Genomic DNA, 14,525 nt, shown 5'->3' with positions numbered 1-14,525 from the left:
TAACCATAATAACCATAATAACCATAATAACCATAATAACCATAATAACCATAATAACCATAATAACCATAATAACCATAATGACAGTTGACAGGGTAAAGCTACAGCAAAATAAAAAAGCTATCCCAAACTTGATGTCATGGGATAGCTTTGATAATACTGTTAGCACGTCACTTTCAAAACATTACTTTCAAAACATTCAAACTATCCCCCTTTTTTTAACCTCTCACTTAAAAAAGTGGGAGGAACTGTCTGTTAAGCTCTCCCCTTAACTCAAGGGGAGGGCTTGGGAGGGGTTATATATAACTTTAGAAACTAAAGTTGAGAGTGGCGTTGTTTATAATGGTATATCAGTAAAAGATTATTAAACTAAATAGTGATTAATCTAAACCAAAGCCACGTGCATTATCAGGTGTGGCAGTATCAAAAATTTGGAAAGCACTGTTTGCCCCTGTCTTGATAGGCTGACCATTGACCGTAGCACTGGCTTCAAACACAATACCACCACCTGCATTTTCGCCACTGGCAAAGTTAGGTAGGGTCAAAGACTGCACCCGCACTTGCTTGTTAGTGACTGGCACATCGTTTTTAGTCAATTTTTCACCACGTGGCTTGACCACTTCACCCTCTGCCAATGGCTGATTTGGGTCGTCATAAATCACATCAAAGTCAAGTAATACAGCACGGTTAAGCTGTGGTTGATTATTCACTACAGGGATGCCAATCAGTGATTTGCTACCTCGATGAATCATGCGATTATCAATAATTTTACCATCACGCACTCTTCCTTCAGCAGCGAGTGAACTGGTGCGGTTAATGACCATAATCTTATAGCCTGGAACAGCAACATTGGCTTTACCTGCATAAATATCACTAACAAGCGCAGGCGCATTACCTGTTGGCGTCGTTAATAATCGAGCCGAAGTTTCACTAATAGGCATGTTTTGATTATTAATGGTTAAAAAACGCTGATTAGCATATTGACTATTGGTTTGTGCAATCGCGGTAGGTATGGTTTTGCTGGTTTGCACAACGGTAGCATTTTCTAATGCAGTGGCGTTATTACAACCGCTTAAACCTAAGGTGGCGGTGAATGCGGTCACAGATAGGGCAACAATTGGTAGACTTTTAGAAAGTTTAGCTGTCATTTTAGTCATTATAAAAACCTTAATGAGAAGTGAATGAAAATATAAAAGCATGGTGATTAACCATGCTAATATATTGATAATAATAACTATTTGTCTTATTATTATCCTAAAAAAAGTGGCTGTCAATGTCTGTTTTTAGCGTTTGTGTAATTAATTTATTGTTTATAAACAATAGTTTATAGTATTTTTAAAATATTGGGAATTATTATAAACAATAACTTTTTATTATTTAGCATTTTGTTAATGGTTTTATATATTAAGTAATATTTAAATATATTGTTTATTTTTATTTATCTGGATTGTCTTATGATAAAATCTTATGCACCCATTCTCTCACTTCTTTCATCATTATCTATCTTTTTATCTAGCACAATTATGATGACTCAACCTAGCTTTGCTAAGCCAGATTTGACCACCCCCATAGACATGAGTCTGCTACATGACCCTGTTTCAGGGTATCACTTTGTTACCCAGCAATTTTCTGCCCCTGCCCCTGCTGCTACTTTGGTTGCCAAAGGTGATGAGGTGTATGCCAAACCCCGCCATTATCAAGTATGGCTAGGTATTCCAAACAGCCTAAAATCGAATCCGTCCAACTCTCAATCTCAACCCCAGCCTCATGCAGCTACCTCTGTGGTATATATGCTTGATGGTAATGGCGTGCTTGATGATTTGGATTCAAATCAGTTAGCAGCAATTAGCCAAGCATCAGCGCAGTCCACACCGCCTGTTTTAGTATTTATTGGCTATCAAACCCCGTATCGCTTTGATGTGGCTGCCAGAGCGTATGACTACACACCGCCGATTTTAAGTAAAATAAAGGAAACTGAGGGACAAGGTGGTACAGATAATTTGGCAATGGCTCAGGCATTTAAAGAGCAAAATAGAGAACGGCTTAATGGCGGTGCAGAGCAATTTTATCAGCAGTTACAAAGCAAAATTAAACCGTGGGTCAATGAGCAGCTTGGGTATACACCAAGTCAGCAAGCATTGTGGGGACACTCTTATGGTGGTTTATTTGTGTTATATACTTTGTTCCACCACCCTGAGGCATTTAATCGTTATTACAGTGTTGACCCCTCGCTATGGTGGCAAGAGGGTGAAATTATTAAGCAGTACCAAACAGCAAAACAAAAGCTGTCTACCCAAGATGAGATGCTCTATTTACGGCTGACATTTAGTGACAGTGCGGTGCGTCAGGCAAACAGCAATAGCAAAGAAGATTTTGGCAACATGCTGTGTCGTGACTGGCAGACAATAAATCACCATAACCATCAACAGGACAGCACAGCAGCTAGTAAAGCAAGGTGTAGCTATCAGGTATATCAGCAGTCACATGGACAATTGTTTAATACAGGGTTACTAGATATGCTCAGTGATTTTTAAATGTAAAGAGAGCAGACTGTGATGGTTTTAAATGACTAATGTTAAAGTAGCTAAGTATTAAAATGCTTATTTAGTGTCATAAAGTAATTGACTAATAAAGGTATGCCAAAACAAATAAGAATAGCGATGGCAGTAAAGCCAAAATGAATATCAGGTAATATGTCTACACAGTAGGCGTATATAATAAAACTTAGCAACAGTACACCCCACGGCGCTAAAATGCCTAAGAAGAAATAACCAATTTTGTCAATAAAAGCAAAAATAGAATGGATTTTTGTCAGCCTTTCACCCGCCGCAATAATTAAAGTTGGGGCAACAGGCAATAACCAAAATATCGGGCTAAAGGCAATGGCCTCTTCATCAATAAGTGTCATTGACGTAATGATGGTGGTAAAGACTGGCAATATGAGTGCAGCAACCAACAATAATAAAGAAAAATTGCAAGTAAGAAAGGTAATGACTGAGTTTTCTTCTTGATTATTGCTGGCTAAAAATAAATTAAACCCAGCAAGGTGGCAGGCAAGATAAGTTGCCGTGTGCTGATATAGCATGTCGCTGGCTGTGATATCAGCAGTAAGCTGAATCCATAATGAATAAAAAACAAGGTACAGCATAATACTGGACGCTAGCCAGCCATAAGCAAAGTGATTTTTATGAAAAAAACGCTGTGGTTGTGCAAAAAAGCCAATTAAAAATTGCCAAAATAGATAGGTGGTGGCAATCGTTAAAAATACACCAATGCCATCGTAAAAATACGGCTGCTGCCACTGGCTATTAACCAATAGACAAATCAGCATCAGCACCCCAATGCTTATCGTTGCTAAAATGATAAAATCATAGGGGCGTATCACCCACCCAAATGTCCAACGATTCAACGCTTGCATTTGTGGGTGTTCCAGCCAATAAGAGGCGGTCAACACAGCCATCTCAGAAGAGTTTGAGCTGATTTTAAATTCTTGTTCGCTCTCTTGTTGTTGGTATATTTGTAGCTCGTTATTTAGCGCTTCAAGCTGTATTGCAAGTGGTTGTATTTTATAAGGAAAATGCATGATATCCATAAATATCAAACGATTGGGCGCACGAAATTCTCCATTTGGCTTTAACTCCCAATGTTGATAAACGTCTGGATAATAACTGGCTAAATATTTTAGCCAATTGCCAGGGGTTTGAAAGTTGGTGAACTGTTGATATTGCCTATCAATATAGGATAAGTGAAACCAAGGATATTCAAAATTTTGCCACTCATTGAGATGCTTGTCCCAAGCAAAGTGTGATTTTGCCAATTGGTAACTGTCAGCAAAGATAATTGATTGCTCAGAAAACCAAATTAATAAATCCTCTTCAAACTCAGTTTGCATATCTAGCGGCTGCTGTTGCAGTTCATTTAATTGCTCAATTAATAATTGCTGTAGCTGTTGGTCAAGCGAACTATAAGAAGGGGTATCGGAAGTTGTTTGCTTAGCAACAATGTGTTGCCATGCTTGTTGCCAGTGAGCCGTATTAGGAATGGTTTGATAATCAGCGTTGGTATCGTCAGTTAGCGTTGCATTATAAATCTCAGGACTGTCATTATCAGCAGGGTCATTATGATGATGGCTGCTGTGCTCATTAATTAATAAACGGTCATCTATTGTCTCAATATGAGTGTAAACATTGTCAGTGTTAGCAATACCATCACCATCATAGGCTATCTTATCTGGATTGCTATTGTTGAGATGATTGTTTATATCTTCACTAATCTCGTCACTAACTGCATTGTTTGTCTCATCACCAAACTCATTATCAAACTCATCATCATATTCTTCATCTGCAAAGTCATACCAATAGCGAGCTTCTAGTGCTTGCTCATAGGCAGCGCGCAGTTGCCGAAAACCTTCAGGATTTTTATCAGGTTTATTATGCTTGAGTTGTTTGGCATAGGCTTTTTTGATGACCGATTCATCATTGGTTGGCTCAATTCCCAGTGTTTGCCAACAAGAGTCATTACTCATAAATCATACCTATTATTCAATAGCTGCTAAATAGCGCCAAAAACCACTGCCAAAACCAGCATTAAAACCAGTCATCACGTTCAAACTGCTCTAAGCTTTTGCTAATCTCACTATTGGCTTTACGAATTTGTTGTGGGTCTTGACTATCTAACACCGTCTCATACCACCCAATCAGGCGCGCAAGTTGGTCACGTTCAAAGCCAAGACGCTGTGCATACAGACGCTCAGCACGAGCCAAAATACTGCGGTTTTGTGCTTGGTCACGTGGGTGGGTTTTTAGATTGGCAAGCTTATCACGAGAGTTTTCAATCTCTTTGCTGCTTAGTTGTTTTGCCCCATTTTGAATCAGCAGATTATAGTTCTCTTGACTGTCGCTAAGATTAATATCGACTTCAAGCAGACCATTAACATCATAAGAGAAGCGCACATCAATGGGCAGTTGTCGTGCTTTACCACGATGACTGGCAGGAATGGCAACCGTTAATTCACCAAGCTTAATATTGTCACGGGTTAGCCGTGCTTCGCCTTGATAAATATTAAACTGTACTTCGGTCTGATTATCCTGCATCGGATAAAAGGTGTGTACTTTACTGGTCGGAATTACCGTATTGCGCTCAATGATGGGGGAGAATACCCCATGCTGATATTGATTTTCACGGATTTCTAACGTGGTATCAACTCCCATAGAATAGGGAGCAACATCGGTCAAAATCACTTCGTCAAGGGCAGCATCTTCTGCTACCAAACCTGCTTGAATGGCTGCACCAATGGCAATGGTTTCATCAGGATTGAGATTGACCGCAGGAAACCGCCCTAGTAAGCGGGTCATTAACTGACGAAACACGGGCATACGGGTCGCGCCACCGACCAACACCACCTCATCGAGTGATTTAATGCGTAGCTTAGCATCACGAATGGCACGCTCAATGGGGTCACGAAAGCGTTGGAATAAAGGCTCACATAATTTTTCAAATTTGCTATCCGTTATTTGCCACGAATACAGTGTCTCATCAATGGTGATGGACATGGTGGCTTGTTTATTGTGCGTTAAGCTGCGTTTGCAGGCTTCAGCTTCACCATGCAATAAGGATAAATAAGGCTGCCAAAATGCAGCATCTGTATCTTGTTGCTGCTTAATAAAACCTTGTATTAACAGCTCAGTGAAATCCTCCCCGCCTAAGCTGTTATCGCCTGCACTGGCACGCACTTCCATAATGCCTGAGAACAACTCTAACAAGGTGACATCAAAGGTGCCACCACCTAAATCTAACACCAAAAATTTACAATCATCGTTTTGTTCGTGTAGTCCATACGCCATGGCAGCAGCGGTGGGTTCATTGAGTAGGCGGCGTACCGTTAATCCTGCCATTTGTGCCGCATTTTTGGTGGCTTGACGTTGGTGGTCATTAAAATAGGCAGGTACGGTAATCACTGCATCAGTCACAACCTCGCCCAAATAGGCTTCGGCATCGGCTTTGAGCGATTTTAGTACCAATGCAGATAATTCTTCTGCACTAAATTGATGCGATGTACCCAAACGGAAGTTTTTTTGACTGCTCATAAAGCGTTTAAACACACTGGCAGTTTGTTCGGGGTGACTAATTAAGCGTTCTTTGGCAGATTGCCCGACCAATATCGCCCCATCTTTATCAACACTCACCACCGATGGTGTTAGTTTTTCACCAAGTGAGTTAGGAATCAAGGTGGCTTGTCCGTTTTGCCAAATAGCCACCAAACTGTTGGTTGTACCAAGGTCAATGCCAATAATCATAACAATATCCAAATATACACAAGGTTAGAAAGGTAATATTAACTTTATTTTTGCTAGATTTTAAGTTTATTTTAATATTTGAAGTCACTTAAATGTTATTACATACGTTAACTAAATTAAATAGTTCGATGGTTTTTGAATGATGCCGTATTGTGGCTATAACCACGTATCGACCACAATAACCACACAATCAGCGCAGCCAGTACCAACAAGCTTAATATACTGCCTTCTAGCCCAAAGTGTCCACCCGTTAGCCAAGCTGGCAAGTCAGGGTTGACGTTGGCATTCAGCACACTCACAGGCATGGCGATACCACTGACCGCAAAGCCATAAAGACTCGCTTGTGTCCAGTTCCATAGCCCATGAAAGCCAATACTGACCCATAAACTATTAAAACGCAAATATAGCAAGGAGAATAGCACTCCAGCCAAAAAAATATTCAGCAGTGGTATCCAGTTCAAATCAGGATTGGCAAGGTGAAACAGCACAAATAGCAACGCATTGCCAATTACCCCTGCAATGACGCCCCAACGGCTGGCAATCTCAGGCAATAAAAATCCACGACTGATAACCTCTTCCACGCCACCTTGAAAGATAAACATCACCAGAGTAAATGCCAGTAGTATCCACCAAGAGCCAGTAAGTACTGGTAAATTGCTAGTAAAATATACCGCCTCACTACCATAAATAACAAGTAATATTATCAGTGGGATACTCAAACTAACAAAGCCTAATACGGCTCCAAGTAAAAACTTTGGTAAGCGTCCATAAGGCTTACGCCGATATTTTGTAGACATCGGTCTGAGTGGAGACAAACCAATGCGCTGTAAAAAGTCAATACGAGGTTGAGTGAGATACCGCGGTATGCCAGCAGAATGACTATGGTTGGCAGAATGTGTCATCTTAGCAGTGTCTATTGAGGGTTTTGTTGGTGGATTGCCAAGTAGTGACTGGCTTTTTCTGCTACGTAGCCAGATCCAACCTTGCCACCAAAGCCATAACAGCAGTAACTGTGTTATAAACTGTAGGATAGGACCAGTATAAAATAGCCAACCACGACCAATATCACTATCAGGAAGGGGTAACAAAAAAGTGAGCATATAAGCAAAACCACCCACTATCGACCAAACAAAAGTCAAAATACAAGCAACAATGGGGTGAATCGTCGCACGACGATACAGACGTAGCCAGTTAATCAGTGGATAAGGGGTATATTGATGGGGATTGATATTAATATTGGTGCTTTGTTTAGTAGTTGTTTTCATATTTGCCCCAGTTTGGATATCAACGTATAAATCCATTGATTAAAATTAATATTTTATACTCATAATGTTTAGTATTGTCGTTTATAATACAGAGGATAGGCAAGGTGTAATAATGTATTTTTACCCTTGTGCTTATGCAAAAATTAACTATAAATATCAAATAGATAAACCTATTTAGTAAACACAGGAGAATGGTATGAAAATAGCCACAGCATCTGCTTTAAAACAAGCCTTAAAAAGTACACTGTTAGTCAGTAGTATGATTGCCATTACCAGTACCACCCTAACTGCCTATGCCCAAACAGTATGGGTAGATGTGCGTAGTCCAGAAGAGTTTGCCACAGGTCATGTGCTGGGTGCCGACAATCTACCGCATGAAGACATCGTTAGTCTTGCCACCACCCAAGGCTATGCTAAAGATGATACCTTATTATTGTATTGCCGCTCGGGGCATCGTGCAGGCATTGCCAGACAGTCATTATTGAACGCAGGCTATACTGATGTGCAAAATTTAGGTGGATTTGATGATTTGGCAGAGACTGGTGCGGTCAAAGTGAGTGATGACAATGACAATAGTGATGATAGTGAGGACAGTCAAGACGATTAATGGGTTGGTTGTATAAACTACAAGTAGTCAGCAGAGGTGATTTATTATGTCCGTTATGCCCGTATTTTTACGCACTGCCACTCATGCAGACATTGCTGCTATCGAAGTGTTGTTAAATCAATGCTATCGCAGTGACCAAGGTTGGACAAATGAAGCGCATCTAATAGCAGGTATTCGTACTACCCAAGTGCAGCTACAGCAAGTTATAGATGAAGCCAACCACTATTTGTTTGTCTATCCCAAAACGCATAATGGACAGCGAGATGGCGTTGAAACAGGTGAGATATTGGCATGTATTGGTGTAAAGTTTGAGCCTGCTACAAAAAACTCTGAAAATTTGTCCATTGCCTATATTGGTATGTTTGCCGTCCACCCTGAGCATCAAGGGCAAGGGGTGGGTAATACCTTACTACAAGCGGTAGAAACCTTTGCCCACCGACATCTCGGCAATGGTCATAATGATAGCAAGGGCAAGGGCAAGGGCAAGGGCAAGGGCAAGCCAGCCTATCAATTACAAATGAGCGTGCTTGAGCAACGTCCCGAATTACTTGCCTACTATCAGCGTCGGGGCTATCAACTCACAGGCAAGACTGTCCCATTCCCTGAAGATGGTAACAATGGCGAACCATTACAACAAGGACTAAAGTTAATGGTATTGGCTAAATGATAACGTATTGATATGCTGATATTGGAGATATCATTGTTGCTAAAATAAAATTACGCAAGAATAAGGTAGTCAAAAATTAGCCAGTACAAGCTTTCTAATATTCAAAAATAGAATATTGAATATGCAAACCTTCACATATTATCCTGTATTAAGTTTGGTAGTATAGGTAGCGATTGGTAGGGCTGATGAGTCAATTAGTTGATAAATATCACTAATTTACTTTTTATTCTATATATAGTTAATTATCTTATATAGATTAGTCACTCTACTTAATAGTTAACCACTACTAATAAACAACACAAAAACAAGGATATGAATTATGGCACATTTACGTTTAGGTGACACCGCCCCTAATTTTGATGCGGCAACCACTGAAGGGGATATTAATTTCCATGAGTGGGCGGGTGATAATTGGGTAGTTTTATTTTCACACCCTGCTGATTTTACGCCAGTTTGTACAACTGAGCTTGGTCGTGCAGCTGCACTCAATGGCGAATTTCAAAAGCGTGGAGTAAAACCCATTTGTATCTCAGTCGATAACCTTGAAGACCACAAAGAATGGTGTAAAGATATTGGCGAGACACAAGGTACAGAAATGAACTTTCCAATCATTGCTGATGAAAATCGTAAAGTCGCTGAACTTTATGACATGATTCACCCAAATGCAGATAATACCGCAACTGTGCGTAGCGTCTTTATTATTGACCCAAATAAAAAAGTACGTTTAACGCTGACTTATCCTGCCAGCTGTGGTCGTAATTTCAATGAAATCTTACGAGTGATTGATGCCCTACAACTATCTGATGAATACAATATTGCCACACCAGTAGATTGGCAAGATGGTGATGATGTGATTATTCCACCCAGTGTGAAAAATGAAGATATCCCTGCCAACTATCCTAAAGGGCATACAGAAATCAAACCTTATTTACGTACAACACCTGCGCCTAATAAGTAATATATAAGAACCTGTATTCATAACCTACAGTGGTGTCTTTTTTTCTAACATAGATAGACAACTGTGTTATTTAAATTAAAAAACCCTACAAACATATTTTGTAGGGTTTTTTTACGTTTATACTAAGTAATCCTATTCAATCATTTGCTATGATGAAAAATGATAGAAATTTAGGGTTTATACAGCCCAGAATATCTACAAAATTTCAGTACAAGTGTAAAGCCAATGCAAATGTAAAGGAACAAGCAAATAACTAACAAAAGGAAACAGTAATGAAAAAATTATATTTATCACGTATGGCACCAAACCCTCGTAAACCAATCATACTTATGGCAGCCAAAGGTATCAATATTGATGAAGTTCATGATATTGAAGTGATTGAGGTGGATTTTTCTAAAGGGGAGCAGATGAGTGAAGAGTTTGCCAAGATTAATCCGCTAAAGCTTGTGCCCGTGTTGGTGTTAGAAGATGGCACAGTATTAAATGACTCACAAGCAATTTGCGAATATCTTGACCGTGTCTATGGTGAGCGTTCAGTGATGGGTAATGATGTGGTGCAACGTGCCAAAATCTGCTCAATGCGCCGCGCTGCAGAGTTGGAAGTATTGTATCCATTGATGATGGCGTTTCAACACAGTCACCCATCTAAAGCACATCGGGTTGATCAAGTACCTGAGTTTGCGCCTAAATCCGTACAGTGGGCAGTAAATGCGCTAACATATTTTGAAAATGTGCTCAAAGACCAAGATTATTTGGTAGATAATCAGCTCAGCTATGCTGATATTGTCCTTTATCTGGCATTAGACTTTAGTAAAGTGCTTAAAGTTGATCCCACAGCACAGGGTGAAGGACTGGCTCGATTCTATCAACGTATGAATGAACAGTTTGGTTTAAAAAAAATGAATCCTGCAACATAAAGATACGTCATTCATAACAATGATAAATAAAAGATAAATCAAAAAAGCGTTATAGTCAGCGTATTAAACAAATAGCTTTATCTGTATTAAAACCAAACGACTACTTGACTACTTATAGTTAACACGCCCTAAAGTTTTAGGGGTTAACTTAGTTTTAGTTAAAGGTGACAAAACGCTTGATGCTGTGGAAGATAGGTTTCTATTCTTAAAGCTTAAAGTGTTGTGTTATTACTTTTGCTGGTATCGTTTACAGATAAAGTTAATTGGCTAATAAAATTTAATTTAACACTTTTTTATTTGAGGAGGTCTTATTATGAGACATTCTAAAGCTTTATTGCTGACAACAATGATTGCTGCTGCCGCTACCATTACAGGGTGTCAAAATACCATGAACCAAACAGGTAATCAGACCAAGCAAACCGCCACGCAGCCAAGTGTCAGTCAGTCACAAAATATCACTGTAGCTGAGTTACAGCGTTATAACTGGACATTGGTGCAGGCGACAGATTCTCAAAATCGACAATTAAAGCCATTAACTGCTATTAAAAATCAAGTACAGTTGAAGTTTACTCAGCAAAAAAATACCCAATTACTCAATTTTAGTGTGGGCTGTAATACAATGGGTGCTGGTTATCAATTAGCAAATAATGTCATAAAAGTTAATGATGTGATGAGTACCCAAATGCTGTGCCAAGATTTAGACTCAGCTGAACGGTTATTGAATACACTCATGCAAGGGAGTAGTCAGTTAAGCTGGCAGTCAGGTAATACGCCTATTTTGACCCAAGTGACGGCGAATCATACCACATTGACATGGCAAGGTGAGCTAACAGCACAAGCGAAGTACAATCAGCAAGGTGATACAGTATATTGGGCAGTCAAAGGCAATACTAAAACGTGTGCAGATGGTTTTGGTGGCACAAAACCTTGCCTACAAATTCAGCCACTTAGCTATAATCAGCAAGGACAAAAAACCGCTCAAGGACAATGGCAATTGTTTAATGGCACCATTGAGGGTTATGAGCATAATCAAGGCAACGATCAAGTATTACGATTGACCCGTTATGTGGTGAATGCACCGCATGTTAAAGGTAAGCAGTATGCTTATGTACTAGACTCTGTTATTGAAAGTTCAGTAGCACAATAAGCAAGCCATGAGTTGAATTAAGCCAATCAAGATTTAAGTTTTAGGCCATTTAAAACTAAAAGACGCTCGGCATAAATTGGTAACCTGTAACCTGTTTGCCAATTTATAGTCAGCGTCTTTTTTTATACTTCAAACTAGGGTCTGTTGAACTTTCACCCCGTAAGGCTAATATCCACAAGGTATACAGCTGTTTTTTGCTTTCATGTAAAAATTGGCTAAATTTGCCTTATTCTGCGTTAATGAACTGGTTAATATCCTGCTGTTATTAACAAAAGCTACCTGCGTTCATTGCCTTGACTAAGACAAATTTTTCTCAATTTTTCCTATGAAGATGAATGTTCAACAGACCCTAGCGTAGATTAGCCACATCCTCCTCAGTAAGTCGCCAGCGTCCTTTTTTCTTAGAGCTGCCTCGACCACGCAAGGCGTTATTCATTAACAGTTTGTTCATTGAGTGGCTAGAGTGGGCATGACAAATGGCACATGCTAGACCATCAGCGGCATCCGCTTGAGGGGTGACATCGAGCTGTAGAATACGGCATACCATCTCTTGTACTTGCTCTTTACTAGCAGCACCATAGCCACAGACTGATTGCTTAATTTGACGTGCTGTATATTCGGATACTTCCAAATCAAGCGCAACCAATGCTGCAATGGCAGCACCACGGGCTTGACCAAGTTTGAGGGCAGAATCGGGATTTTCTGCCATAAATACTTGTTCAATGGCTGCATGGATAGGCTCATTGGCATATTTAAGATGATATTCAGTGATGCGAGTGATGCCGTTAAATATCCGTTTGAGACGCTCAGGCATCTGCTTAGTTTCAGTGCGAATAGTTCCTGCGTCTAGATAACGTAATTTGTCACCTGCTTGGTGGATAATGCCATAGCCAGTCATACGTGAGCCAGGGTCAATACCGATGATAATTGCCATATATGTTACCTATTATTTACTATATTAATGACTTAGCATTGAGTATCAATTTAAAAATCCTTATTTTATTTGATAGTATAACAAGCTATCCCCATATATAGCAGTAGAGTGCAAAAATAATAGACAGTTATGGCACGATGTGGTTAAACTGACATTATGATGGGATATACAAGATTATAGAGATGATAGGTATGAAGGGTTTGTGAAAATAATTTTGTAAGCATTTCAAACCTGATTGATTTTAATGGATAATTTTTTATTTTTAATACATATAGGATGATGTTTTATGGGTCAGATAGTTGGCATTGCCATCGTATGGTTTATCATTGAGATGTTACTGTGGTATCTGATTGCTCAGTATATCAGTGGTTGGTGGGTATTTGCATGGTTTGTTGTGGCAGCCATCATCGGGGTAACTTTACTTCGCCGTGGTATAGCGACACTCAACCCAATGGCACAGCAAATGAAAGCGGGTGGGATGATGAATCCTGCGATGCGTCCTCCAGAAGATACCCTCATTAAATCAGTTGCTATGGCAGTGGCTGGATTTTTGCTATTAATTCCTGGTATTTTGTCAGATATATTAGCCTTGTTGGTTATTTTGCCACCTGTGCAAAAAAAGCTTAAAGAGATGGCAAACAACTATGTTATGAACAATCAACAAAAAATGATGGAGATGATGGCAAAACAGATGGGTGGACAAAATCCATTTGGTGGTATGGGCGGCATGGGTGGCAATGCACAAAACCCATTTGGTGATAGCAATCCGTTTGGTGGTCAAAACCCATTTGGTGGTGCTAGTGGCGGTAATACCAGTTCCTTTGGCGATATGTTTAAGCAGCATACCACCGTTGATGGGTCTGCCAAACCTGTACCCAAAGATGTCAAAAAAATTGCCAAACCTGCCAATGATGAATAAGAATCTGTATGAACAATTTACAATGAATGGTGGCTTTTTGCTTAGAAAAATCCTAATTCTGGATTATGTATATAGATGCTAAGAGAGCGTTAGTAGCGTTATTAAAGTGTTAATAATTGAGTTGTACAAATAGATATAGTATAGCCAATAAAAAAGCCCTTTATAAATAAAGGGCTTTTTTATTGGTACTTTGTGGTTAATATATACGTTGAATATAAGCACCAGAGTGCCGCTGTTGGATGGGAACCCATGAACCGTGAAGTTCAGGGCGGATACGTCACCGCTTCATTAGATTTTCTGAAACGCTGCAAGCAGCGCAGACCTATCTGTTAAAACGGTAGTCAGCGCATCCATGTGTTACATTATCGGCTCAGGGAATATCATCCACTGGCGAACACTCCAGATTAATATTATGTTAGCGAAAAATAACCATAATTGCAACTGTTGCTTTATGGGTACGGGTTTTGCTAGCCATATCAAAACAACCCATTGTTTCTGTTATTGATTTTATTATTATCACCTATCTTTTTGTATGTATTAATTAAATTGATAGATAAATTTTTACCCACACGCTGCGATGACGCTATATTGTGTCGCCTAAACGTGTCTATTTTATAAAAAATGGCTGTTCTGTGGTAGAATTAGCACCTTATATTTCTATTATTAACCTCACTCTCAACTTCAACCCCCTCCTAGCCTTCTTCTTAAAAAAGAGGGAGAAACTGGCTTTTAAGTCCTCCCCTTACTTCAAGGGGAGGGTATGGGAGGGGTCATATATCAAATTAGTAAAATAAGTTGAGAGTGAGGTATTATTA

General features: G+C 39.6%; 12 protein-coding genes and 1 other RNA gene. 7 read left to right on the top strand and 6 right to left on the bottom strand.

Annotation, left to right across the window (positions count from 1 at the left end):
- Nucleotides 1-380: 380 nt before the first annotated feature.
- On the bottom strand, nucleotides 381-1,157 hold the full coding sequence (locus tag FHK89_RS01930) for a hypothetical protein (RefSeq protein WP_230656071.1): 777 nt from the start codon (nucleotides 1,155-1,157) through the stop codon (nucleotides 381-383).
- A gap of 366 nt (nucleotides 1,158-1,523) precedes the next feature.
- On the opposite strand from FHK89_RS01930, the gene FHK89_RS01925 reads away from it, so the two are divergent.
- Complete coding sequence (locus FHK89_RS01925; RefSeq protein ID WP_230656069.1) at nucleotides 1,524-2,534, top strand: alpha/beta hydrolase; 1,011 nt, start codon at nucleotides 1,524-1,526, stop codon at nucleotides 2,532-2,534.
- A 50-nt stretch (nucleotides 2,535-2,584) separates the two neighbouring features.
- On the opposite strand, the gene FHK89_RS01920 is transcribed toward FHK89_RS01925, so the two are convergent.
- From FHK89_RS01920 to FHK89_RS01910, 3 genes are all read right to left on the bottom strand, one after another.
- On the bottom strand, nucleotides 2,585-4,525 hold the full coding sequence (locus FHK89_RS01920; RefSeq protein WP_230656067.1) for a J domain-containing protein: 1,941 nt from the start codon (nucleotides 4,523-4,525) through the stop codon (nucleotides 2,585-2,587).
- 61 nt (nucleotides 4,526-4,586) lie between these two features.
- Nucleotides 4,587-6,296 carry a molecular chaperone HscC gene (locus FHK89_RS01915; protein ID WP_230656065.1) on the bottom strand — a complete coding sequence of 570 codons (1,710 nt, stop codon included), beginning with the start codon at nucleotides 6,294-6,296 and terminating at the stop codon, nucleotides 4,587-4,589.
- 116 nt (nucleotides 6,297-6,412) lie between these two features.
- Nucleotides 6,413-7,561 (bottom strand): CPBP family intramembrane glutamic endopeptidase, encoded by a 1,149-nt coding sequence (locus FHK89_RS01910; RefSeq protein ID WP_230656063.1) that lies wholly within the window; start codon nucleotides 7,559-7,561, stop codon nucleotides 6,413-6,415.
- 196 nt (nucleotides 7,562-7,757) lie between these two features.
- Here FHK89_RS01910 and FHK89_RS01905 point away from each other — a divergent pair, with 196 nt between their 5' ends.
- From FHK89_RS01905 to FHK89_RS01885, 5 genes are all read left to right on the top strand, one after another.
- Nucleotides 7,758-8,168 (top strand): rhodanese-like domain-containing protein, encoded by a 411-nt coding sequence (locus FHK89_RS01905; protein ID WP_230656061.1) that lies wholly within the window; start codon nucleotides 7,758-7,760, stop codon nucleotides 8,166-8,168.
- Nucleotides 8,169-8,214: 46 nt separating this feature from the next.
- The gene (locus FHK89_RS01900; protein ID WP_230656059.1) at nucleotides 8,215-8,835 is read left to right on the top strand and encodes a GNAT family N-acetyltransferase; all 621 of its coding nucleotides are present in this window, start codon (nucleotides 8,215-8,217) and stop codon (nucleotides 8,833-8,835) included.
- A 319-nt stretch (nucleotides 8,836-9,154) separates the two neighbouring features.
- On the top strand, nucleotides 9,155-9,793 hold the full coding sequence (locus FHK89_RS01895) for a peroxiredoxin (RefSeq protein ID WP_230656057.1): 639 nt from the start codon (nucleotides 9,155-9,157) through the stop codon (nucleotides 9,791-9,793).
- 272 nt (nucleotides 9,794-10,065) lie between these two features.
- Nucleotides 10,066-10,710, top strand: a complete 645-nt coding sequence (locus FHK89_RS01890) for a glutathione S-transferase family protein (RefSeq protein WP_230656055.1) — start codon at nucleotides 10,066-10,068, stop codon at nucleotides 10,708-10,710.
- A 313-nt stretch (nucleotides 10,711-11,023) separates the two neighbouring features.
- A complete protein-coding gene (locus FHK89_RS01885) occupies nucleotides 11,024-11,857 on the top strand; it encodes a DUF4377 domain-containing protein (protein WP_230656053.1) in 834 nt (277 codons plus the stop codon).
- A 349-nt stretch (nucleotides 11,858-12,206) separates the two neighbouring features.
- On the opposite strand, the gene ruvC is transcribed toward FHK89_RS01885, so the two are convergent.
- Nucleotides 12,207-12,791, bottom strand: a complete 585-nt coding sequence (ruvC, locus tag FHK89_RS01880; RefSeq protein ID WP_230656051.1) for a crossover junction endodeoxyribonuclease RuvC — start codon at nucleotides 12,789-12,791, stop codon at nucleotides 12,207-12,209.
- 286 nt (nucleotides 12,792-13,077) lie between these two features.
- Between ruvC and FHK89_RS01875 the strand changes: the two genes are divergently transcribed.
- Nucleotides 13,078-13,710, top strand: a complete 633-nt coding sequence (locus FHK89_RS01875) for an FxsA family protein (RefSeq protein ID WP_230656049.1) — start codon at nucleotides 13,078-13,080, stop codon at nucleotides 13,708-13,710.
- Nucleotides 13,711-13,924: 214 nt separating this feature from the next.
- On the opposite strand, the gene ssrS is transcribed toward FHK89_RS01875, so the two are convergent.
- A non-coding RNA gene (gene ssrS / locus FHK89_RS01870) (6S RNA) lies at nucleotides 13,925-14,119 on the bottom strand.
- Nucleotides 14,120-14,525 lie beyond the last annotated feature (406 nt).

It is taken from the genome of Psychrobacter sp. I-STPA10 (genome assembly GCF_021012795.1).
GTDB lineage: Bacteria > Pseudomonadota > Gammaproteobacteria > Pseudomonadales > Moraxellaceae > Psychrobacter.
The sequence above is the reverse complement of the archived record's forward strand: the minus strand, read 5'-3'. Positions and strand labels throughout refer to the sequence as shown.

Coding starts and splice junctions, on each gene's coding strand:
- FHK89_RS01930 (WP_230656071.1), bottom strand. CDS start 1,157: ATGACTAAAATGACAGCTAAACTTTCTAAAAGTCTACCAATTGTTGCC.
- FHK89_RS01925 (WP_230656069.1), top strand. CDS start 1,524: ATGATGACTCAACCTAGCTTTGCTAAGCCAGATTTGACCACCCCCATA.
- FHK89_RS01920 (WP_230656067.1), bottom strand. CDS start 4,525: ATGAGTAATGACTCTTGTTGGCAAACACTGGGAATTGAGCCAACCAAT.
- FHK89_RS01915 (WP_230656065.1), bottom strand. CDS start 6,296: ATGATTATTGGCATTGACCTTGGTACAACCAACAGTTTGGTGGCTATT.
- FHK89_RS01910 (WP_230656063.1), bottom strand. CDS start 7,561: ATGAAAACAACTACTAAACAAAGCACCAATATTAATATCAATCCCCAT.
- FHK89_RS01905 (WP_230656061.1), top strand. CDS start 7,758: ATGAAAATAGCCACAGCATCTGCTTTAAAACAAGCCTTAAAAAGTACA.
- FHK89_RS01900 (WP_230656059.1), top strand. CDS start 8,215: ATGTCCGTTATGCCCGTATTTTTACGCACTGCCACTCATGCAGACATT.
- FHK89_RS01895 (WP_230656057.1), top strand. CDS start 9,155: ATGGCACATTTACGTTTAGGTGACACCGCCCCTAATTTTGATGCGGCA.
- FHK89_RS01890 (WP_230656055.1), top strand. CDS start 10,066: ATGAAAAAATTATATTTATCACGTATGGCACCAAACCCTCGTAAACCA.
- FHK89_RS01885 (WP_230656053.1), top strand. CDS start 11,024: ATGAGACATTCTAAAGCTTTATTGCTGACAACAATGATTGCTGCTGCC.
- ruvC (WP_230656051.1), bottom strand. CDS start 12,791: ATGGCAATTATCATCGGTATTGACCCTGGCTCACGTATGACTGGCTAT.
- FHK89_RS01875 (WP_230656049.1), top strand. CDS start 13,078: ATGGGTCAGATAGTTGGCATTGCCATCGTATGGTTTATCATTGAGATG.